Genomic DNA, 23,019 nt, shown 5'->3' with positions numbered 1-23,019 from the left:
TTTATAACGAAGTTGAGATTCATACACTAAATAAAAGTTCAAACCTTTATAAAATCTTTTCAAAAAACCGCAAACATCGTTTTTTAGGCGCTTATGATAACCAAACCACCTTGTCTTTGTAAGGTGCATTGATCACTTCATGGTACTTTTTCTCTAAAACATGACGTTTTATTTTCAAAGTGGGGGTCAATAGATCATTCTCGATGGTCCATTCTTCTTGCACAACGACCAATCTATCGAGCACTTGGTGGCTTTCTAGCTTGCTGTTAATTTTTTCCAAGGTTATCTCTAGTGAGGATATCACTTGTTGGTTATCCGTTTTTTTAGCATGTTCAGAGATGACCAAAAGCGCTATGGGTTGTTTAAGATCACAACCAGTCACACAGACTTGCTCAACTGCAGGGTTTTCCATTAATTTAGATTCTATCGGCACCGGCGTAACATACTTCCCTTTGGCGGTCTTGAAAATATCTTTCAACCTACCCGTAATTATAACGTAGCCATCACTATCAATCTCACCTTTGTCTCCGGTCCGGAGATAACCATCGGCGGTGAAAACTTCTGCGGTTTTCTCAGGCTCAAGGTAATATTCACGCATGTTACAGGGACCTTTAACTTGAATCTCGCCCTCATCTGATATGCGAATATCTACCCCTTTATACGCCTTGCCGATACAGCCCACTTTATCCATTCTAAAAGGTACACTACTGGTTCCATATGCGCAGTTCTCGGTCATTCCCCATCCTTCTGAGATGTTGATACCTATGCGGCTAAACCATTGTATCACTGCCGGCGAAATGGGAGCAGAACCACTCGCCCATAAACGAGCGTGATCCAGACCAAGGCCCTGTCTGATTTTTTTCGCCACTATTCCTTTAATAATTGGAATGTTGAGCAAAAAGTTGAGCTTTTTTTGCGGCATCTGGGCCAAAATTCCCATCTGGAATCGTGTCCACAACCTTGGAACAGAGATGAAAAGCGTCGGCTGACAACGCTGTATATCGGTTTTAAATGTGTCTAATGACTCAATGAAAAATATTTGCATACCCGCATACAAACTCGCCATCTCAACTAAAATTCTTTCCGTAATGTGTGACAGGGGCAAGTAACTAAGGATGCGGTCTTCTCCCCCTACAGATAATTCTTTCAGTGAATTCATCGCTGTCCAGCTAATCGACGAATACTGATGCAAGACACCTTTAGGAGCCCCCGTACTTCCTGATGTATAGATGATGGTCATGGTATCATCCAAGGATGGAACTGGACTTTCTGTGTAGGGCGCAATATCTGTAAAACTTGACCAATCAATATCGCAATCCGCCCCAGGATAGGGGAACCCGACGCTTTTTACTGCTGCCGGTATTGCTTTAATTTGTTCAGTTGCATGCTCTAACTTGCCGACAAATACCAGTTGGCATTTAGCATGCTCTAATACGTATTTGATGGTCTCCTCCCCCGCTGTCGGGAAAATCGGCACAGAAACATGTCCAGACAGCATAATAGCAAGGTCGGCAATAAACCACTCTGCACAATTTTTTGAAATGAGACCGATATGACTTCCTTTGGGTAACCCTAAAGCCAACAGCCCAGCAGCAGCTTTTCTAACCATTTGATCGCACTCTAGCCATGTATAGGTAGTCACGTCTCCATTCAAAGGTTGAGTTAGAAAAACTTTGTCTGGATGTGATTTGACCTGGCTATAAAATGCTTCTAAAGGCGTATTAATTGTCATCGAATTACCTTACATTGTTATTCGTTTGCTTAAGGTGAATTTACCACCCCAAGAACACAAATGTTTCTAAATTGTGTTCAGATTAATAGTGAAATTCACACAAAGCTAACAAAATTCGCAAATTAGATACATAGTTTCTGCTGATAGATGGATATAAAGAAAAAGCAATGCCCTTTAAGAATGGGACCTGAGAAGTGGATTGTAGATTTAAATTAGTTAAATACAGGGAGCTTGTTTTGGACGTAAAATGCCTTCGTATCTTAGCGAGCTAAAATCAAAGGCATGTTTAAGGCGCTTAACCACGCTGGCGAACGATTTCGAACATACATACGCCAGTGGCCACAGAAACATTCAAACTGGTGACGGTGCCAGCCATGGGCAACTTAATTAGTTCGTCACAGTGTTCTCTGGTTAGTCTGCGCATTCCTTTTCCTTCGGCGCCCATAACTAACGCGATGGGCCCGCTAAGTTTGCAATCATATAAACTTTGTTGGGCTTCTCCAGCGGTACCGATAATCCACACACCCGACTGTTGAAGATCTCTTAAGGTACGGGCTAAATTGGTAACCTGTACTAACGGAATAACATCCGCAGCACCACTTGCAACCTTGCGTACTGTGGGCGTCAAAGTGGCAGAGTTGTCTTTAGGGACAACCACGGCATGAGCTCCAGCAGCCTCAGCAGTTCGTAAACAGGCCCCTAAATTGTGGGGGTCGGTGACGCCGTCTAAGATCAGTAAAAACGGGCTTTCAGCCTGATCCACAATTTGCGCCAAGTCATTTTCATTATATTGTTTGCCTGGTTTAGCTCTGGCGACAACACCTTGATGTTGCTCACCTTGTACCTTGTCATCCAAGGTTTTACGTAAACAAAATTGTACTGCGATACCAAACTTACGGGCTTGATTAATGATAGTAGTCAGTCGTTCATCTTCTCGCCCCTTGAGCACATATAGTTCAATCAAGCGCTCTGGTTCACGCTCTAAAACTGATTCTAGAGCATGAATTCCATATAACCATTCTTGCGGCTGAGCCATCGCTATTTCTTCCTCTTAGTGGCACGTTTGCTAGGCTTCTTAGCAACTGCCTTGCCATTTTCTACCGGCTTTTTGCCTTTTCCCGATGTTGAACCGGCTTTGTCGGTACGGCTGTGGCTGCTGTCTTTTTTAGCTGATTTTTTCTGTCCTGCCACCTTGCGCGCGCCTCGGCCTGCAGGTTCATCCAATAGAAAATCAATTTTGCGATCGTCTAAATTAACTGCAGCGACTTTCACTTTTAACGGATCACCTAGGCGGTATCGCTTACCCATGGCCTCGCCGACTAAACACTGCTTCACTTCATCGAAATGATAGTAATCATTCTCTAATGAAGAGATATGTACCAAGCCATCAATGTGAAACTCCGTCAAGCGCACAAAGAAACCAAAACCCGTTACTGACGCAATAACACCATCAAAAGTATCGCCCACATGATCTAACATGAACTCACATTTCAACCAATCTGCTACATCGCGGGTAGCGTCATCCGCTCGGCGTTCGGTCATAGAGCACTGTTCGCCCAAAGCTTCTACTTCTTCCGTTGTATATGCCTTGCCACCTGAACGGCTTTTGTGCCCAGCTTGTTTATCTAATATCGCCTTTATGGCTCTATGCACCACTAGATCTGGATAACGGCGAATCGGTGATGTGAAATGTGCATAGGCTTCTAAGGCAAGTCCAAAATGGCCAATATTATTACAATCATATACGGCCTGCTTCATCGAGCGCAGTAGCATAGTCTGAATCAATTCTTGGTCAGGTCGACCATTAATCTTGGCCACTAAATCGGTAAAATCTTGGGGCTTAGCTTCGGCACCAATACGATGTTCAATACCGACTTCTTTCAAATAAGACGTGAAACTGGTTAGCCTATCGGGATCAGGCTCGTCGTGAATGCGATATAGTGCCGGCGCCTTATTTTGTTCCAAAAATTGGGCGGCAGATACATTCGCTAAGATCATACACTCTTCGATTAATTTGTGCGCGTCATTGCGCACTACTGGCACTATATGATCAATTTTTCGCTGAGCATTAAACACGAATTTACTTTCTTGAGTTTCAAACTCGATAGCACCACGTTTATTACGACTGCGTTTAAGCGCCTTATACATATCGTGCAAATCACGTAGGTGTGGCACATGCTCTGCGTAGCGTTTGTTTAACTCTGGATCGCCATCTAAAATTGCACCGACTTTAGTGTAAGTTAGGCGAGCCTTAGAATTCATGACCCCTTCATAGAACTGGTATTCGCGCAATTTCCCATCAGCACCAACTATCATGTCACAGACCATACATAGCCTATCGACATCAGGATTTAACGAGCATAAGCCGTTGCTCAGCACTTCAGGCAACATCGGTATCACCTGTTCTGGAAAATACACTGAGTTTCCACGTACCTGAGCTTCATCATCAAGAGCGGTGCCCGTCTTAACATAAGAGCTAACATCGGCAATAGCTACCCACAATTGCCATCCACCTTCATCAAGAGGTTGACAAAATACTGCATCATCAAAATCTCTGGCATCTTCCCCATCAATAGTGACAAGCGGCAAATCGCGCAATTCAACACGGTCTTGTTTGGACGCTTCAGGGACCTGTTCATCCAAGCCGCTAACCTGCTTGATGACGGCTTTGGGCCACTCATTAGGGATATCAAATGTGCGTAATGCCATTTCGATTTCCATCCCAGGCGCCATGTGCTCGCCTAATACTTCGAGTACTTTCCCGATGGGATTGACACGTTTACGAGGACGGTGGGTGATCTCAACCACAACCACGTTACCTTGCCGAGCACCATTGACATGCTCTGCTGGTATCATTATCTCGTGGCTAATTCGACCGTCATCGGGGATCACCAAACTCACCCCTTGCTCGACGTAATAACGACCAACAATTGGCTCACTTCTGGGCTCTATGATCCGCGCGATACGAGCTTCGCGGCGCCCACGGTTATCCGTTCCGCTTTCTTTCACCAGCACTATGTCATCATGCAATAACGCCTGCATTTGTGCCTGGTGGATAAATAAATCTTTTTCACCGTCTTCACGTCTCAGGAATCCGAATCCATCACGATGGCCAATTACTCGACCCTTGATCAGTTCCATTTTCTCAGCAACGCCATATTTTTTCTGGCGATTAAAAACGATTTGTCCTTCTCGTTCCATCGCCCTTAGACGGCGCTGGATACCGATTCGGCTATCTTCATCTGCAGCATTAACTAGATGACAGATGTCAAGAAAGGTAAGAGGTGTTTTTTGTTGTTCCATCACCTGCAACAAATACTCGCGGCTGGCTACGGGATTTTCGTATTTGTCTTGTTCGCGTTGGAAGTGAGGGTCTTGTTTGTTTAAGCTTTGTTTATTTTTTATATTCATGTCGGCATTATAGCCATTGATTGTGACAAAAAATGGCTTATTTAATCAAAAAACTGATAAAAAGGCATTTTAATTACTAAAATGCCGCAAATAACGCATACATATTAGTTTAAATGAACTGGTATGCGTCGCCATAAAGGTTTTCTAACAACAAACCTTTATTGTGAAAATCTTCTCGCGCCACGCCTGCCATCTCAAATCTACCAGCCACATACACCTGGTAAGACTCCAGACTAACAAAATCTTGCATTACCGCCTTGTGAACCCATCCATACTTACCTTTCCAGGTTTCATCTGGTGCATCCACCACTGGATGAAATTTAAAATGGCTATGTTGTTTTTGCAGTTGTTGTAATGCTTCATAAGCATACATATCTTGCAATGTACGGCATCCCCAATATAGAAAAACAGGATCTTTGTTTGGCAACAACAAACGACGTTGGAGGATAGAATAAGCGTAGGAAAAACCGGTACCACCGGCCAGTAATATAGTTGGCTTTATATTATTTTCACGCAAGAAGGCTTGGCCGTGTCCGCCATCAATCTCAATAGTGCCTTGTTGCTGCATCCGCTCAAGCACTTCACTGGCGTAAGCATTATTGACATCCGCGCCAATATGCAACTCTAGTCGATTGTCATCATTGGGAATGTTAGCAATCGAAAAAGGCCGTAAATCTTTAGCCCCCATAACGACTCGCAGGTATTGCCCTGCTTTGAACGCCATTGGCTGTTCACTGGTCAATACGACCTTACTCACCACTGAAGTCAATGGTTCTATTGACTCAACTTTACTACTAATCGGGGTCATGGGTTATTTGGTATCCACTTTCAATTATTTATCAGGGGTTAAATCTAAGCTGTCCCAGATTTCATCAATACGTTGTTTTACGTCTTTATCCATTTCAATGGGTATCCCCCATTCACGATCTGTTTCGCCAGGCATTTTATTGGTTGCATCCAAGCCCATTTTCGAACCCAGTCCTGAGACCGGCGAGGCAAAATCCAAATAATCTATTGGCGTATTTTCAATCAGAGTGGTGTCTCGGGCCGGATCCATTCTAGTGGTAATCGCCCAAATTACATCGTTCCAATCTCTGGCATTGACATCATCGTCACATACTATAACAAATTTGGTATACATAAACTGGCGCAAAAATGACCAGACCCCCATCATTACCCGCTTTGCATGTCCAGGATACTGCTTCTTCATGGTCACTACCGCTAAGCGATAACTGCACCCTTCAGGGGGTAAATAGAAATCAACAATCTCTGGAAACTGCTTTTGTAGTATTGGAACGAAAACTTCATTTAATGCTACCCCTAAGATTGCAGGCTCATCCGGTGGCCGGCCCGTATAGGTAGAGTGGTAAATAGGGTCTTTTCTATGGGTAATGTGAGTGATGGTAAACACCGGGAAATCATCAACTTCGTTATAATAACCGGTGTGATCACCGTAAGGACCTTCCGGCGCCATTTCGCCTGGTGCAATATAGCCTTCTAAGACTATTTCCGCATTGGCTGGTACTTGTAGATCATTACTAATAGATTTAACCACTTCGGTTTTTTCACCTCGCAGTAATCCGGCAAATGCATATTCTGACAAAGTATCTGGCACTGGCGTAACTGCGCCAAGTATGGTCGCCGGGTCTGCACCAAGTGCCACCGAAACCGGATAGTTTTCTCCGGGATTAGTTTGACAAAATTCTTTAAAATCCAGCGCTCCACCGCGGTGCGACAACCAACGCATAATAACTTTATTTTTAGCTATCACCTGCTGGCGATAAATCCCTAAGTTTTGACGCTTCTTGTGTGGTCCGCGGGTTACCGTTAACCCCCAAGTGATTAGTGGTGCAACATCCCCTGGCCAACAGCGCTGAATAGGTAGTTTGGCTAAATCAACTTCGTCACCAGTCAGCACAACCTGCTGACAGACTCCTTTACGGACCTCTTTGGCTGGCATATTTAGCACTTGCTTGAGAACAGGAAGTTTATCCCATAAATCTTTAATCCCTTTGGGCGGCTCTGGTTCTTTTAAATACGCCAACAATTTACCCACTTCACGCAGAGACTCTACTGACTCTTGGCCCATACCCAAGGCAACCCGTTCTGGTGTGCCAAATAAATTAGCTAAAACAGGAATACTATGACCTTTTGGATTCTCAAATAGTATCGCAGGACCGCCTGCACGAAGGGTACGGTCGGCAATTTCAGTCATTTCTAGATCAGTATCTATTTCAAGATTTATTCTTTTCAACTGGCCTATTTTTTCCAGTTGTTCGATAAAATCCCTTAAGTCTTTGTATTTCATATTAAACCGCTATAGCTATTGAGCTGATTAGTATAAACCTGTAAGCGTGCATATACGAGTGCAGGTCAACTTAGGTTTAAAATTTAATTTGTTAATTTTTTGTAATTAAACGAATTCAAGGATAGTCTAGAGCTAGGTGTATTCAACAATAGGACAACTAATGCAACGGAGTTACGACTATATACCAGCGAGCAGCTGTACGTCCTGTGCGTGCAGCTCAACGAGTATGTCAAAGAGCACTCGCGCCATAGAGCATGCCACTGTGACTACAGATCAGGCTAGATTAAAAGCGTCGAGCCAACAATATGTCAAACGAAAATAGACTAATACAACTTGCAAAGAGGAATCTATGCCATTTAATCAACAATTGACAGATGAGCTAAACTTGATTTTAAAATTCCCGAATAAAAGCTTATTGCAGGGACTAAAAATCCATCATGATGCAGATCCCGCTGTAATTGACGCCGCCCAAAGGTTATACGATAAGGGTATTGTCAGCCAACCAGACGGCGGTTACTTAACAGACCTAGGCCACGACTTAGCTGAACATGCACAAGTTATTCAATCCGCACTGACAATAACCTGAAAAATCTAAGTATCTATCTGTGATAGCATCACCTGACAGGTTATAGATTTTTTAATCATTATTTAATGGCGGTTCACAAATAACCTTAAACCGCTGTTTAATTTTCTATTTTGTTGGTTCCTTCAATTTGCCAGTAGGGCTCAATTCATAGATCGCCTTTTTAATCTTGAGTATTTCTAGCGAATGTCGATACACTTAATATCAACCGATTAATTAATATAGTGATGGGATCTTCAACATGAGACTGCTCAAACCTTTTTTTAGCACCCTGTGTATTATCATGTTTACCTCGTTAGCTCAAAGTGCCGAGCAAATTAAAGCTGTTGAGCTATATACCCAAGACCAATTGCTAAGCTTGATTGAACGAAACGAACATCTGACTCAAGTGGTATTGGACCGTTGTCAACTGATCCAAGACATAGAGGCACGTGCCGATACCTTAAAAATTCCAGCCTTTCAGTTTCTATGGGGTGATATGCTGGCTTGGGGAGTGTGCGTAGACGCAGAACCTGTTCGCGGTATCAATTATATGAAAGAAGCAGCAGACCAAGGATTAGCTCCAGCCTTAGAACAGCTTGGCCGCTACTACTCCCAAGGCAAATTGGTCCAGCAAGACCAACAAAGAGCGGTAATATATTTGCGTGAAGCAGCCGCCTTAGGTAATTTGTCGGCGCAAATTCAGTTGGCTGAGTTATTTATTCAGGGATTCGGCAGCCCCTACGATTATGAAGAAGCTTATCACTGGCTATACAACGCTATAACTGCTGACAAAGATACCCATAAGAAAATTGCCCGTCAGATGCAAGGGCTAGAAAAGTTAATGCACCCAAAAGCGGTAAGAAAAGCTAAACGCCCACTAGACAGCTAAGTGCCATATCGTAATGTGAGTGCTTACTCACCACCTTTATTTTGTTGAAAGATTTCAAATTGGTCAGGTAAATATTTGGCTAGCTCACCGGAAAGATTAATATAAGTTTTAAGCGCATCAGGCAAAGAAGCGAAAATGGCCGGTAAATGGTTTAGAAGTTTATGATTATTGACTTTTTTTGCTTGTTTGATTGCAAGAGGTACGTTGCCAAACGTACTAAACATCATTAGACAATGTTTCAAATCACGCTTGAAGATGAATAACTTCTCTGGCATTTCATTAGATACATGCTCCCAACATCCTTGCCAGATTGACTCCAACTGTGCGTGTCCGGCCAGTAAACCAGTCAACCACTGACTTACTTCGATGTTTTCATCGGCATCGACCGGCAATAACTGACCTTTCATCGGAAATTCAATTTGATCCATTCGCATTTGTTGCAGTTGCTCTTGCAATAAGCCCATCAAGATTTGGGCTATTTTCTCCATGTCATCTTCATTGGCGATTTGTCCATGCTTGCGAAATGCCCAAGCTAACCAATCTTCTGGCAGGGGAATTTCGGGAGCCGCGCACACTGCAAAGATTAAGCCGTGGATATGCAATTCAGAATGCAAAATTTGCTTATAATCTTGGGTATAAAGTCCTTTTAATTGTTGTTGGTAATTTGGACTGGCAAATGGCAATTCAGGCTCCTTACTGTTCAATTGAGAGAGTCAATCGTCTATCTTATCTGAGAATTTAGGCCCTTTGGCGCTTTTTTAAGTGGATTAAACTTAAAATGACCTAAATCCATTGACATGCACCGCAAATGAAATGTTATAGTGTATCAACTGTTACAACATAACATTAACTCAACTTTGGACGGAATTAATCGTGTTGACCCTCAAGCACTCAACTATCTTTTCGGCAATTGCCTTGTCTTTTTCTATCCCAATCAATGCCCAAGAGCTAGCCAAGCCTACGCAAAAAGATGAGCACGAAATCGAAAAGCTAATTATCACATCCAACCCATTAAATCGTACCGTATTGCAATCAGCAACGCCGGTATCGATTATCGCCGGGGATGATTTAGAATCGCGCATAGCCCCAACCCTTGGGGAGACCCTTAAAAATGTACCTGGGGTTAATAGCACTTATTTTGGGCCAGTTTCAAGCAGTCCAATCATTAGAGGCTTAGATGGTCCTAGAGTAAAAGTACTACAAAATGGTTTAGATGTATCTGATGCATCAAGAATTGGTCCCGATCATGTAGTATCCAGTGAAGCCGCCAACGCTAGCCAAATTGAAGTACTCAGAGGGCCCGCAACACTTTTGTATGGAAGTGGCGCAATTGGCGGGGTCGTCAATGTGGTAGATAACAGATTACCCACCGAGCAGCGGGATGAAGTTGAAGGTAAAGTCAGCTATTTACACGACAGCGTATCCAGTGAAGATTTACTCAATATCAATATAGATGGTGGTGCAGATCAATGGTTGTGGCACCTTGATGCTTTCGATCGTAAAACAGAAGACTATTCCATACCAGGCTCGGCAGAAATAGGCGAGGATCATGAGGATGGCAAGTTAGATAACACCTTCATTGATGCTCGGGGTTATTCTGCTGGTTTAGGGTGGACGTCAGATGATCTCAATCTCGCCGTGTCAGTTGGCAACCTGCAAAGTGATTATGGTATTCCGGGTCACTCACATGATGAAGAGCTCGCGGATGAAGCGTCCCACGAGGAACAAGCACCTCCATTTGGCCGCTTAAATCAAGATCGTTATCAACTACTTATCGATTGGCAAAATTTGCAAGGCTTGCTGTCAGAAATTCATTTTAGAAGTGCTTACACTGATTATTCTCACAGTGAAATAGAAGGCGGTGAGGTAGGTACGACCTTCACCAACGAGTCGAACGAATACAGATTATGGGGAAATCATCAGGTTTTCCATGGATGGGAAGGCGTAATTGGCTTAAATTACACCAAAGGAGACTTTTCAGCCTTAGGTGACGAGGCCTTCACTCCACCTTCCAAAAGTCACTCGTATGCACTATTTATACTCGAAGAAAAACCCCTAGGTGATGTTCTTTTGCAATTAGGTAGCCGCTATGAAAAGACCGACATTGCCATTGACAATGACTTCTTCAATTTTCAGTCCGAAGACGCTCAACAAGCTGACGACAAAATATATTTCGATAAGCAAAATTTTTCCGCCCTTAGTCTATCGGCGGGCGCCGTTTGGACAATAAGTCCGCAACACACCCTTTCAACTAATTTCGCACACTCTCAGCGCGCTCCAACCGCCTCTGAATTATTTGCCAACGGTTTACATATCGCAACAGGGACTTACGAACTGGGTATGGCATTTGATATAGATGAGCAACATATTGATGATCACGAATCCTTGCATATCGTTCAAACTCAACGTTCGATACAAAAAGAGAAGTCGAATAATGTTGATCTTACTTATCACCTAACCACTGAAGAAATCGAAGCAACAATCAGTCTATTTTACAATCAAATCGATAACTATGTTTTTCAACAAAATAGTGGTTTATATATTGAAGAGCATGTGGAAGAGGAGGCAGAAGAAGGTCATGATGAACATCAATCCCCGATCTATGTTTTTCGCCAGCAAGATGCTGACATTTATGGCTTTGAGGCCGAATTGGACTGGCATTTCAGCAACAACATGCGCCTAGAAACCTACCTCGACAAAACCCTTGCACAGCTCAAAAATGGCCAAAATGTGCCTCGTATTCCGCCGTTTAGATTAGGTGCCGAGCTGCACTGGGAAGATACCAAATGGCATGCAGAGGTCGGCGCCACCTACTACGCCCAACAGGACAATATAGCCGAATTCGAAACTAGCACACAAGGCTACACGTTAGTGAATGCGGCTTTTAATTATTATCTAGACTTAGGCGATAACGAACTGGTTTTGTTTGCCCGTGCAAACAACCTGACTAATCGAGAAGCAAGAGTACATGCCTCTTTTATAAAGGATGTTGCCCCGCTACCAGGACGTTCGGTGGTGCTGGGCGCTAGAATGATGTTTTAGACTAAGTCACGGAAATATCGCTACACTGATTGTGATATCGGTGTGGCGAATGCTACTCCGCTTAAAACTATGCTATGAATTTCCCCGTAAGCTTGCTACCGTTTTAGCCACTTTCTCAAACCAATTGATAAATATGAAAAAATTTGGGCCTGCCTTACTCATCACCGCCGCATTTATCGGTCCTGGCACCGTCACCACGGCGTCTATGGCGGGTGCTAACTTTGGCTATGCACTGGTTTGGGCCTTACTATTTTCAGTTATTGCCACATTCGTATTACAAGAAATGGCTGCACGTCTGGGTCTGGTTACAGGCAGAGGCTTGGCTGAGGCGATTAGGAATCAATTTAGTGGAGTCGGTAAATGGATTGTAATAACCTTAGTGGTAAGTGCTATTGGGGCAGGTAATGCAGCGTATCAGGCAGGCAATTTAACCGGCGCTGCCTTAGGTCTCTCCTCGGTAATGGGGGGCTCGATTGTACAATGGGTTTGCTTGCTAGCGACTATTGCTATAGCGCTGCTTATCAGTGGTAAATTCGTGCTAATAGAAAAGGTGCTTATCGCCTTAGTCTTATTGATGTCGTTGGTATTTTTAATCACAATGCTCATGGCTGGCCCTGATTTCGCAGCAATGTTCACAGGTTTAATGTCTTTTTCTGCGCCAACGGGCAGCGAGTTAATGATTATCGCGTTAATTGGCACCACAGTAGTACCCTACAACCTATTCCTACATGCCAGCATAGTAGCCAGGAAGCCACCCGTCAGGTCCCAACTCAACCAAGCTATCAGTGATAGCAGGATGGATTCCGCCCTATCCATTGGGATAGGCGGCGTTGTCACCTTTGCCGTCTTATCTTGCGCAGCTACCGCTTTTTTTGCGACCCAAACCCAGTTGCAAGCTACCAATATAGCCCTGCAGTTGGAACCTTTACTCGGTACTTACGCCAACTTGTTTTTTGCCACTGGGCTGTTTGCTGCAGGGCTGACCAGTTCCATTACGGCGCCGCTAGCAGCGGCTTATGCGGTGTGTGGAGCGCTTGGTTGGCGTACTGAGCTGACGAATATACGCTTCAAAATAGTTTGGCTGGCCGTCATTGTAATTGGTGTATTGTTCGCAAGCTTAGGCATCAAACCGTTAGCCGCTATTTTGTTTGCCCAAGCGACCAATGGGTTACTGTTACCTATTATTGCGCTGTTTTTAATTTACACAATGAACAACAAAACCCTGCTTGGCGAACACAAAAATGGTGTGCTGGCCAACTTGCTAGGAGGCGTTATAGTATTATTTGTGTCCGCTCTAGGCTTATATAAATTGAGTCAATTGTTTTTATAAGGCCTTCAGTAAGAGCAAAGCGCTTAAGCTTTAAAACGTTTAAAGGCTTCTTCTAGCATACTCTTGGGACAGGCAAAGTTAATTCTGACAAAATTTTTGTCGCCAAAGTCAATTCCCGGAGATGGTCCAACTCCTTTACTCTCAAAATATTGTTGCGGGTCATCCACGCCCAAACCACTAGCATCTATCCAAGCTAAGAAGGTTGCCTCCACATTGAGTAATCTCAAGCCATCAATAGTATCAACCTGCTGTTGAATAAAGGCCAAATTTTCACGCAAATAGTCGAGTAACTGCTGATGCCATTCATCGCATTGGGTGAATGCAACTTCGGTCGCGACTAAACCCATAATATTTGCCCAGGGCACCATGCCCTGCATTCCTGCTTGGAATTTAGTGCGTAAGGCCTTATTCGGGATAATCGCAAATGAGGTGCCTAAACCGGCAATATTGAAGGTTTTACTTGCAGCCATTAAGGTAATAGAGTTTTGCTCCAAACCTGCAATATTACCCGCGGGTAGATGTTTTTTAGTTACATCTAGGATCAAGTCACAATGAATCTCATCAGAACACAATTTTACATCATGCTGAGCGCAAATTTGCGCCACTTTTTGCATTTCTTGTTCATTGAGGACAGAACCAACTGGATTCATCGGATTGCACAATATAAGCAGTTTACATTTAGGGTCTTTAGCTGCGGATTCCAACTGCGCATAATTTAGCGTCCAGCGGCCTTCAACTTCTAAAGTGTCAATCTCCACTCGGTTGAGATTGTGCAGCGCAGGTGCGGCACGCAGTGGTGGATAATTAGGAGTTTGAATTAAGACCGTATCACCTGGGCTACAATATGCTTTACAAGCAACATTGAATGCAGGTACTACACCGGGTGTCCAAACTATCCATTCTTCTTTGATATCCCAATCATGTTTGACCGACAACCAGCGTTTGACTGCTTGATTAGCAGGTGCATAATGCGCTGGTAAGGTATAGCCAAATAGACCATGTTCAACACGTTGACTTAACGCTTGGATAATAGGTTCTGGAGAGGCAAATTCACTATCAGCAACCCACATGGGAAGAATATCCCGCTGCTTATATTTTTCCCATTTAAAAGCATAAGTAGAGGAGCGATCGATGATGTCATCAAACTGCATGAATTGACCCTTAATTAGTGGTTCAGACAAAGCACGTATTACCCAATTCAGTTGAGCAAATTACTTACTTTTTCGGTTAAATCATAGTTTTTGAACGGTATGGCGATGAAATCGGTGGCACCAGCTTTGCGAGCAGAGATAACTAGTTGGCGTGTTGGGTTACCAGTAACCATTAAAAATGGTAGTTGTCTATTTTTTTTACGCAATGCTTTCAATACTTCTAAACCATCATTTTCCGGCATATTCCAATCACAAATTATCAAGCTTAAATGATTTAGGTCATTAGCATTAACGAAGTCTATGGCTTCTGTACCAGAGCTAGCTGCTATAATATGGCCCTCAACACACTCCTCAAGGATCAATTGTAATAACTCTAACGTGATGCGGTCATCATCTACAATTAATACGTTGTGCACAGCAAATTCACCTTTCTTTCATCGTTCAAAAAGCCAATTAAATATACCCTTTGAAATTCAATTTGAACAACCTATTTTCTTCTAATATATGTTTAATCTCCTTCACTAAGCGGTTCATTGATGCAGATCAATACGCCAAAGTTAGGGGATAGCTAGCATACCAACATCACTTCAGGAGATTATTATGAAACAAAATGTTGGTATTTTAGACACAGCAATACGCTCAGTTATCGCTTTAGCGTTACTGGCAGTAGCGGTTGAAGGTATTTACGGATTAACCATAAGTTTAATACTTGGTGCCCTTGGTGCTATTCTCTTTGTAACTAGCAGTTTTGGTGTGTGCTTGCTGTACAAGGCATTAGGAATCGATACTTATGCTGATTTTCGAGACGATTCTTATCACCCCAACTAAGTGAAAATCTCTCAAAACAAGCCTAATTGTGAACTGGTAATTTGTTCGAAAGATTGACCAACAAAGGGCAATATGCCTTCTGCGATGGGCCGTATTTGCTTTTCTATGTAGTGCTCATAATCCAGACGCGAGCTTACATACTCAATAGGTTGAGGGCCATCTAGGGTTATCACATAGCTGATCCAACCTTTGTGTTGATATTGTAGTGGCTTACCAAGTTTTTGATTTTGTTGATCAGCAAGTCTGGCGGCTTTGACATGGGGCGGCACATTCTTGGTATATTTATCAAGTCGCTGTCGAAGACGCTTGCGATAGACTAAGTCTGAATCTCTGTTGGCTTGGCGAATATCATCTATTACGCCTAGCATATATGACGTGATATCTTGACCATCGAATACTCTCTGATACAGCGTCTGCTGAAATATCTTTGCAATGGCTGTCCAATCGGAACGTACCGTTTCCAAGCCTTTAAAAATAAGTTCAGTGTCACCATTACGGGTTCGTTTAACCCCAGCATAGCGCTTCTTACTGCCCAGCTCCGAACCTCGTATAGTTGGCATCAAAAAGGTTTCGAATAAGGTTTCAAACTCTATTTCCAGATGGCAATCTAACTGGTATTCAAGCTTTAATTTCTGCTGCCACTGCTGGTTAATGCTAGTCTCAAGCTGTTGGCCGATACGCTGCGCTTCCTCAGGGCTAGATACGTGCTCCAACCAAACGAATGTAGAATCTGTGTCTCCATATATCACTTTATAGCCGCATTGTTCTATCCAACTTGCGGTGGTTTGCATGATCTCATGCCCTCGCAAGGTGATAGAACTGGCTAAGCGAGTATCATAAAACGGACAACCTCCTGAGCCCAGCACACCGTAAAATGAATTCATCAATATTTTGATTGCTTGGGAACGAGCAGAGTTCTGCTGACGCTTGGCTTCATCTCTTTGCTTCCACAGACTATCTATGATGTCCGGTAAAAAATGTTTGTCTCTTGAAAATAATGCACCCCGAAAACCAGGGATCGCGTCATCGGGTTGTGCCAAACCTTCCACCAGCCCTAAGGGGTCAATTTTGAATGTGCGGATAATAGATGGATATAGACTTTTGAAATCTAGCACCAGAACATTTTTATACAGTCCTGGCTGGGATGTCATTACGTAGCCGCCGGGGCTTGCTAATCCACCGTCAATTGGACGATTTGGCGAAATGAAACCTGCGCGATGTAATTTAGGTAAGTACAAATTGATGAAAGCCGCAACGGAGCCGCCCATCCGGTCTAATTCCAAACCGGTGATTTGACTTCTGAGGATCAAATAGTCGATTAACTTGGTGTGCTGAAAAATCTCCTCGACCAAGATACAGTCTTGCAGGTTGTATCTAGCAAGTTTAATTTTGTCATGCTGGAAATCATGGGTGATTGCCGCCACACGATTATCTACATCTTCTATTTGTTTGCTTTTACCCAGTAACTGTTCAGAGACATGTTGCAATGAGAAACTATCGAAGTGATAAGTTGCCGTTTTGAGGCTATCAATACCATCAATCACCACTCTACCAGCAATGCTGACAAAACCCTGCTGACTATCGCCCTTGGGTTCGCGCCAAAATACCTCACTGTTGTCACGGCCTAATTTGAGCTTAATGTTATTTAATTTTGCACGCTCGACCAACAGCCTAAAATCAAAATTAACCACATTCCAACCAATGATAATATCAGGGTCCTGATGGCCAATAACCAGCATCAATTGTTGTAATAAGTCGGACTCATCCGCTGCCCATGTAATCCAATCATCTTCACCTTGAGGGTTGCCGATCATGATGACTCGTTTGAAATTTAGAGCGCTTAAGCCAACGGAATAGAGCTCACCATTTAGGCTACATTCAATATCTAGTGACAATAGGGTAAATTGCGGAACATATTCAGCCGGTTTTAATTTAGCATTTTCATATTGTGTGTAAGTATTGGGGGCACTGGGGGAGGTAGCGACTTGTCGTCCGACAAAATTTGCACTTGCGCAAATAAAGCGCTCCATCAAATAGCGATCAGTTAACCGAATATCGTTTTCATAGCTTGTAATAGCCGCTACATTCAGCACTTCTCTGGCACGATAAAATTGACTATTGGATTGAAAGTACAACCCCTCCACGCGTTGGTGGGTAAAGGTTTTAAGCGACAACTCCTTAGCTAACACCTTTAATCCAGCTGCGAGCAGTACTTGCTTTGCTCGACTAGCTTCTGATTTAGCGACAAACATAACAGCTTGTTGTGCTTGCGTAATTAATTTAACGGGGCCAGAATCCGTGCTTAACCAGAATTCTAAGTAGGTTTGACCGCTTCGTTCAATTTGATTGCGGGTTAAAACAAAACCTCGATGGGTAGACGCTGCAGACAGGAGTTAACTTCCAATATAAAAACAGTACAGTTTGGAGTATAGCAATTTCAGACTTCCAATTGCAGCAATGTAGAATGATTTTCTCGGTAGGTAACGACTTGGTCTCTCCCCCCACGCTTAGCTTGATAAAGCGCTTTATCACATCTTAACAATAAACTTTCGATTGACTCACCGGCTTGATATAAGGATAGGCCAATTGATATTGATAAGCTCAGACCCGATAAATCGAAGGAATCGGAAAGTTGTTTCACATTCAGTGACAGGCTCTGTAATGTCCTATCTGCATCACCTAATGCCGTATGAGGCAACCCAATCAAAAACTCCTCTCCGCCAATACGACCAATCACATCACTTTGCCTGAAAGTTTGTTCAAACAGACTCCCGATGGCTTTTAGCACTTTATCGCCGCCAGCATGACCGTAGTTGTCATTAATTTTTTTGAAGAAATCTATATCAACAATGGCGACAGACAAGGGAAACTCGTGGCGTCTTGCCAGTTCAATTTGAGTTTGCAATTTTTCCATGACATTACGCCGATTCGCCAATCCAGTTAAGCTGTCGATATTGGCTAGATGTTCAAATCTGGCACGGTTTTGTACTGTTCGATAAACCAAGATAACTAACAATAAGCAGATTAGTAGGGTAGCGCCGAACAGCAATAACAGTTGCAAGTTTCGGGTTTCTACTGACTCTAAATCTGATTGCTGAAGTTGATTCTTTTGTTCTAACAATTTGTTTTCACGGTCTTTCATATCAATTTCGTATTGGGAGCGCAAACTATGTAATTGTTGTGTACTTGTTTGACTCTGCAATCGTTGCTTACGATTCATCGTGGCAAGCAGTAATTCAAATGCTTGCTGATGATGACCACTTAGCGCTAAATACTGTGCTGTTAACTCGTCAAAGGCAATTGCTTGCACCGGCATATTGACTATATCTACATAGCTTTGGGCAGAATGCAGGAATTTTTTGACCGCTAGCAAGTCATTTTCGGCTAGGGCGATCTTTGCCATAGTGAGATATGCATCCAACAACATGTATTGGTTTTGGCTAACTTCAAATATCTCGAAAGCCTGCTGGATGAATTGTTGCGCGACTTGGTAGTTATTTTCCGCCAAAGCAAGCCCTGCAAGCTCTTTTAACGCATAAGCAACACCCTGTTGATCACCTACTTGGGTTGCAATCTGTTTTGATTCAACTAATAACTGGCGACCCAACTCTATATTGCCAATATTTTTGTTGGCGCGGCCCAAGCCATACAAAGCAATACTCAACTCGAGTAAGTTTTGATTTGCTCGGTGGTAACTAGCCGCTTCTTGGAAAAATGGAATGGCCAGTGAGTCTTCCCGGCGATACTCGTACACTAGAGCCAACATACCGGCTATATCACCTCGATTGAGATTTGACGCCTGTGGTGCAATTTCATAAGCCCGTTGAAGATCCCGCAAGGCGCCGCGATAATCCAGCATACTGTTTAATAAGCTACCTCTTACATATAGAGCTAAGACAATTAAATCGGTGTCTTGTTGTAACTCGGCCCACACTAAGGCCGCATTGGCCCCGATAACGCCACTATTTGGTTTACCGGTTAAATCCCAAGCCTGAGCTTCATTGAGTTTTGACATGTGATATAGCCAAGGCTGGGTATCTGGGTCAATATATTCAAGAGCAGTTTGGGCATTCGCGAAGGCTGATTCTGGAAAGCTTAGGGCGTAGTAAACCATACTTAGCGAAGAATAGTGTTGAGCCAGGTTATTGTTATCACTCACTTGACTCAAGTCAGTTTCTAACAACTGCTTTAAAACCTCGTCTGGAGATTTAGGGATTGAACCAATGAGTTCTTTATAGGGAGACCGCCATTCAAGGATTTTTTCAACAGACGCACAGGTGTCCCTGCTCCATCCACAGCACAGAACGACAAGTATAAGACACCATCGCAAAGACCCGTCTCCAATCATCACCAATGTCAAATAAGTGTACAACATTTGTACAATATTTAATTATATCAATTCATACCTTTACAATAGATTTAGATTCTATCGACCTGCGCTATTCAATATGAAAACTATCGGTGTCTACGTGCTGCTCGGAGACGTGGAGAATGAAAACCTCACCATATTGGCTTTCATCAATAGGCTTACTTTGGCCGCCAAGTAAAGATATGAGTTCAGGGGTAGTATTGCTGTGGCCGACTATCAGCGAATTTTGCTGTTTGTGTAAAATCTGCTGAGCAAATTCAGCTAAATTTTTGGGGTCATATGAGGTTACTTGGAGCTCCAGCAGTTTGGCACTTTGGGCCGCACTCTGTTGGGTGCGGCGATAATCTGTGCTGTAAATATACACCACTCCCTTATCCGTCAAAAACTGGGCTAATTTGGCCGCTTGAGCTTGTCCATGCTCGGTTAACGCCGGGTTTGGCTGATCAGGCTGTTTTTCGAAATGCCGAATCAAATACAAATCATAAGCCTTGCAGTGGCTGGACCATAGGCAAATCAAACTACTAATCACAACTGCAAAAATTTTCATATTCATGGCGCTTTTTGTACCGATTAGAATAAACCTCAGTATATGCATAATGAGATTAATAAAACATAGCCTTATAAAATTATGATTTTTTGCAGTTCAGATTTCACAAAGATGCTAGGCGGGTTAACATATAATGCGAAATAGCAATAAAGCGATAATGACAAAAATGACAGTTTACTCCGGTAATATAAGAAAGATGCGCGCCAGTGCTGAGCAAAATGGTGAAGTAGAATATGCCCTGCCTATCGGCGATCAACTCATCAACATGAATCCATTGATTGGTAGCCAAGTCGGTGTTGAATTTAACCAAATGATCAATTGTGTTCATTGCCACAGCAAAACTAAAAAAAGCTTCAATCAAGGATACTGTTACCGCTGCCTGATGACACTTGCTCAATGTGATACCTGCATCATCAAGCCAGAAAAGTGTCATTACGATCAAGGCACGTGCCGCGAGCCTAGTTGGGGTGAAGAAAATTGCTTGAACGATCACTTTGTATATTTGGCAAATACCGGAACAGTTAAAGTAGGGATCACCCGACATGTAACTGAAGGCGTATCCAGTCGCTGGATTGACCAAGGCGCTACTCAGGCTATCGCCATTTTGCGGGTCAAAAACCGTCTGCTTAGTGGTCTGGCTGAAACCGCTTTTAAACAACATATTGCCGACAAGACTAACTGGCGTGCGATGTTAAAAGGTCAGCCTGAGCAAATCGATTTAGTCGCTCTAAGAGAGCAGTTGTTTGGTGCGGTTGAAATGGAGTTAGATAACATCTCATCCCAATATGGTTTACAAGCGATCAATTTAATCGACGTGCCCGCGGTGAATATTCAATACCCGGTAATGCACTACCCGGAAAAAATTAAATCGATTAATTTAGATAAAGAATTACAATTTGAGGGCACTCTCACGGGTATTAAAGGCCAGTACTGGATGCTAGACCAAGACCGGGTGATTAATATGCGAAAGTACAGTGGCTATGACATGAAGATTACCACCAGCGTATAACCAATAGTCTAAATATAGGTGCAGCCAGTATAAGCAATCAAGTGCTGATGCACCTCACCCTGTATAGGGGAACCGATAGTTTGGAGTAACAATCTGATGAGTGATAAAGCCTACGCAGGAGTCGTATTATTAATAAGTGTTGCTGTTGCAAGTTTACTGGTTTTAGCAACTCAGGTTGCGCCATCCTCCCCCGCATTCTCAATTATGGCACAATGCACCTTGCTGGCGTTCACATTTCAATGGCTAGCATTTATACCAGCCTATATTATGCAAACCGAGCGCTATTATGACCTAACGGGCGGCATGAGCTTTATCGTTATTACCTTTTACGGCCTTTACAGCCAAACCCAATTATCCATCACGTCAATTTTGCTGGCGGCCATGGTGCTTGCATGGTCAGCTCGTTTGGGCACCTTTTTATTTAAACGCATTGTTAAGGATGGCAGCGATAATCGCTTTGCTGAAATCAAACCTAATAAGTACCGTTTTTTTTCTGCTTGGACCTTGCAAGGATTATGGGTAGTAGTCACATCTGGCGCGGCGTTAACAGTGATAACCTCCCAGCAACAATCGCACCTTAGTGTTCTAACCCTTGTGGGAGCCCTGCTGTGGCTTATCGGCTTTAGTCTCGAATCAGTGGCCGATTGGCAAAAATTTCAATTCAAACACGACCCAAAAAATAAACAAAAATTTATCCAGCATGGTTTGTGGGCGTATTCGCGCCACCCCAATTATTTTGGCGAAATCATCTTATGGTTTGGTGTCGCATTGGCGGCTTATCCAGCCCTACAAGGGTGGCAGCACGTCACACTGATTTCACCGTTTTTTGTCACTTTATTATTGACTAAAATCAGCGGAATACCCCTATTGGAAGACAAGGCGGACCAGCGCTGGGGAACACAGCAAGACTACCAAGCTTATAAGACTAAGACACCGGTGCTAGTACCAAGGTTTAGGTCTGGCTCTAGTGGAGCCTAACTGCGTACAATCTGCTGACATACACTTAGCTTAGGGTATTTAGCCTGCAACATTTGAAAGGATATCAATGCGCTATTTATATTTCACTACTGCACTATTACTAACAGCCTGCGTTACTCCAGTTGATACTAGTGACAAGCCGGGACAAGTAAGTCTGTTAGATGAACATACTATTCGCTTCATGGGCGATACCTCTGAGGCCAATGTGACAGCGTTTAAAAACCTATTGGCAAAGTCTACGGGGATAAAGAAGCTCATCATTTCCAGTCCTGGTGGTGACGTCAATGCAGGAATCGAACTAGGCAAGATGGTTTACCAGCATCGGCTCAATGTTATTGTGCGCAAAGTCTGTGCATCTTCTTGTGCAAATTACGTAGTGACAGCCAGCAAAGATGCATTTGTTGAAAAAGAGGCCATTCTCGGCTGGCATGGCGGAGCATTCCAGTCCCTTTACACGCCGTTGTCACTGGCTTGGTTTAATCGTATTAAATGGCTTCTATCGGCTAAAAAGCAAACACAACAGCATCAATGGTTGCGTCTTTGGCAAGAGCAAGAAACACAGTTTTTCAAATTTATAGGAGTAGAACAAGCTGTCACCATTTTGGCTATGATGCCAAATCAGGCAACCCAACGGGATGCTGCCCTGTTTAGTTATGATCCAGCAACACTGAAAAGGCTCGGACTAAAAATTAAATTCGAACACCTCCCCCAAGCTGTACATACCCAAACAGGGGAAAAAATGGTCCAGATTTACCACTATTCAGAAGATGAATTGGGGAGGTTATTGGCTAGCCATACCCATAACCTAGCAAACCAAGATTTGATAAGGCAATTTTGATAACTTGCTATGCTCAGACGCT

At 43.2% G+C, this 23,019-nt stretch carries 19 protein-coding genes; 8 read left to right on the top strand and 11 right to left on the bottom strand.

Annotated features, from left to right (window positions below; translation table 11 throughout):
• Positions 1-91: 91 nt before the first annotated feature.
• From QR722_RS03690 to ubiD, 5 genes are all read right to left on the bottom strand, one after another.
• Positions 92-1,732 carry an AMP-binding protein gene (locus QR722_RS03690; protein WP_286285398.1) on the bottom strand — a complete coding sequence of 547 codons (1,641 nt, stop codon included), beginning with the start codon at positions 1,730-1,732 and terminating at the stop codon, positions 92-94.
• 295 nt (positions 1,733-2,027) lie between these two features.
• Positions 2,028-2,768, bottom strand: coding sequence for a 23S rRNA (guanosine(2251)-2'-O)-methyltransferase RlmB (gene rlmB, locus QR722_RS03685; RefSeq protein WP_286285397.1), 741 nt, complete (start codon positions 2,766-2,768; stop codon positions 2,028-2,030).
• A gap of 2 nt (positions 2,769-2,770) precedes the next feature.
• Positions 2,771-5,143, bottom strand: a complete 2,373-nt coding sequence (gene rnr, locus QR722_RS03680; RefSeq protein WP_286285396.1) for a ribonuclease R — start codon at positions 5,141-5,143, stop codon at positions 2,771-2,773.
• Positions 5,144-5,252: 109 nt separating this feature from the next.
• Positions 5,253-5,951, bottom strand: a complete 699-nt coding sequence (fre, locus tag QR722_RS03675) for an NAD(P)H-flavin reductase (protein ID WP_286285395.1) — start codon at positions 5,949-5,951, stop codon at positions 5,253-5,255.
• Between the two features lie 24 nt (positions 5,952-5,975).
• A complete protein-coding gene (ubiD, locus tag QR722_RS03670; protein ID WP_286285394.1) occupies positions 5,976-7,451 on the bottom strand; it encodes a 4-hydroxy-3-polyprenylbenzoate decarboxylase in 1,476 nt (491 codons plus the stop codon).
• 349 nt (positions 7,452-7,800) lie between these two features.
• Between ubiD and QR722_RS03665 the strand changes: the two genes are divergently transcribed.
• Positions 7,801-8,037, top strand: coding sequence for a TIGR02647 family protein (locus QR722_RS03665; protein ID WP_286285393.1), 237 nt, complete (start codon positions 7,801-7,803; stop codon positions 8,035-8,037).
• A gap of 280 nt (positions 8,038-8,317) precedes the next feature.
• Positions 8,318-8,905: a tetratricopeptide repeat protein gene (locus tag QR722_RS03660; RefSeq protein ID WP_286287554.1), complete on the top strand. Its 588-nt coding sequence runs from the start codon at positions 8,318-8,320 to the stop codon at positions 8,903-8,905.
• A 23-nt stretch (positions 8,906-8,928) separates the two neighbouring features.
• Here QR722_RS03660 and QR722_RS03655 read toward each other — a convergent pair whose 3' ends face one another.
• On the bottom strand, positions 8,929-9,588 hold the full coding sequence (locus tag QR722_RS03655; RefSeq protein WP_286285392.1) for a UPF0149 family protein: 660 nt from the start codon (positions 9,586-9,588) through the stop codon (positions 8,929-8,931).
• A gap of 190 nt (positions 9,589-9,778) precedes the next feature.
• Between QR722_RS03655 and QR722_RS03650 the strand changes: the two genes are divergently transcribed.
• Both QR722_RS03650 and QR722_RS03645 read left to right on the top strand, forming a co-directional pair.
• Entirely contained in the window at positions 9,779-11,947 is a 2,169-nt protein-coding gene (locus QR722_RS03650) for a TonB-dependent receptor (protein WP_286285391.1), read from the top strand.
• A 133-nt stretch (positions 11,948-12,080) separates the two neighbouring features.
• Positions 12,081-13,277 carry an Nramp family divalent metal transporter gene (locus QR722_RS03645; RefSeq protein ID WP_286285390.1) on the top strand — a complete coding sequence of 399 codons (1,197 nt, stop codon included), beginning with the start codon at positions 12,081-12,083 and terminating at the stop codon, positions 13,275-13,277.
• 23 nt (positions 13,278-13,300) lie between these two features.
• Here QR722_RS03645 and QR722_RS03640 read toward each other — a convergent pair whose 3' ends face one another.
• Together QR722_RS03640 and QR722_RS03635 are read right to left on the bottom strand one after the other, a co-directional pair.
• Positions 13,301-14,428, bottom strand: a complete 1,128-nt coding sequence (locus tag QR722_RS03640) for a MalY/PatB family protein (protein WP_286285389.1) — start codon at positions 14,426-14,428, stop codon at positions 13,301-13,303.
• Positions 14,429-14,475: 47 nt separating this feature from the next.
• Positions 14,476-14,844, bottom strand: a complete 369-nt coding sequence (locus QR722_RS03635) for a response regulator (protein WP_286285388.1) — start codon at positions 14,842-14,844, stop codon at positions 14,476-14,478.
• A 184-nt stretch (positions 14,845-15,028) separates the two neighbouring features.
• On the opposite strand from QR722_RS03635, the gene QR722_RS03630 reads away from it, so the two are divergent.
• Entirely contained in the window at positions 15,029-15,256 is a 228-nt protein-coding gene (locus tag QR722_RS03630; protein WP_286285387.1) for a YgaP family membrane protein, read from the top strand.
• Between the two features lie 11 nt (positions 15,257-15,267).
• Here QR722_RS03630 and QR722_RS03625 read toward each other — a convergent pair whose 3' ends face one another.
• From QR722_RS03625 to QR722_RS03615, 3 genes are all read right to left on the bottom strand, one after another.
• On the bottom strand, positions 15,268-17,646 hold the full coding sequence (locus tag QR722_RS03625) for a DNA polymerase II (RefSeq protein ID WP_286287553.1): 2,379 nt from the start codon (positions 17,644-17,646) through the stop codon (positions 15,268-15,270).
• 47 nt (positions 17,647-17,693) lie between these two features.
• Positions 17,694-19,415, bottom strand: a complete 1,722-nt coding sequence (locus QR722_RS03620) for a GGDEF domain-containing protein (protein ID WP_286287550.1) — start codon at positions 19,413-19,415, stop codon at positions 17,694-17,696.
• Positions 19,416-19,695: 280 nt separating this feature from the next.
• Positions 19,696-20,172, bottom strand: coding sequence for a SixA phosphatase family protein (locus QR722_RS03615; protein WP_286285386.1), 477 nt, complete (start codon positions 20,170-20,172; stop codon positions 19,696-19,698).
• A 166-nt stretch (positions 20,173-20,338) separates the two neighbouring features.
• Here QR722_RS03615 and QR722_RS03610 point away from each other — a divergent pair, with 166 nt between their 5' ends.
• The 3 genes from QR722_RS03610 (at position 20,339) to QR722_RS03600 (ending at position 22,997) form a co-directional block, all read left to right on the top strand.
• Complete coding sequence (locus tag QR722_RS03610; protein ID WP_286287548.1) at positions 20,339-21,181, top strand: DUF2797 domain-containing protein; 843 nt, start codon at positions 20,339-20,341, stop codon at positions 21,179-21,181.
• A 96-nt stretch (positions 21,182-21,277) separates the two neighbouring features.
• On the top strand, positions 21,278-22,159 hold the full coding sequence (locus QR722_RS03605; RefSeq protein WP_286285385.1) for a DUF1295 domain-containing protein: 882 nt from the start codon (positions 21,278-21,280) through the stop codon (positions 22,157-22,159).
• A 67-nt stretch (positions 22,160-22,226) separates the two neighbouring features.
• Positions 22,227-22,997: a hypothetical protein gene (locus QR722_RS03600; RefSeq protein WP_286285384.1), complete on the top strand. Its 771-nt coding sequence runs from the start codon at positions 22,227-22,229 to the stop codon at positions 22,995-22,997.
• The last annotated feature ends 22 nt before the right edge of the window (positions 22,998-23,019 follow it).

The organism is Aliiglaciecola sp. LCG003, from assembly GCF_030316135.1.
Classification (GTDB): Bacteria; Pseudomonadota; Gammaproteobacteria; order Enterobacterales; family Alteromonadaceae; genus Aliiglaciecola.
Note: the sequence above shows the minus strand (reverse complement) of the source record. Positions and strands in the feature narration are given on the sequence as shown.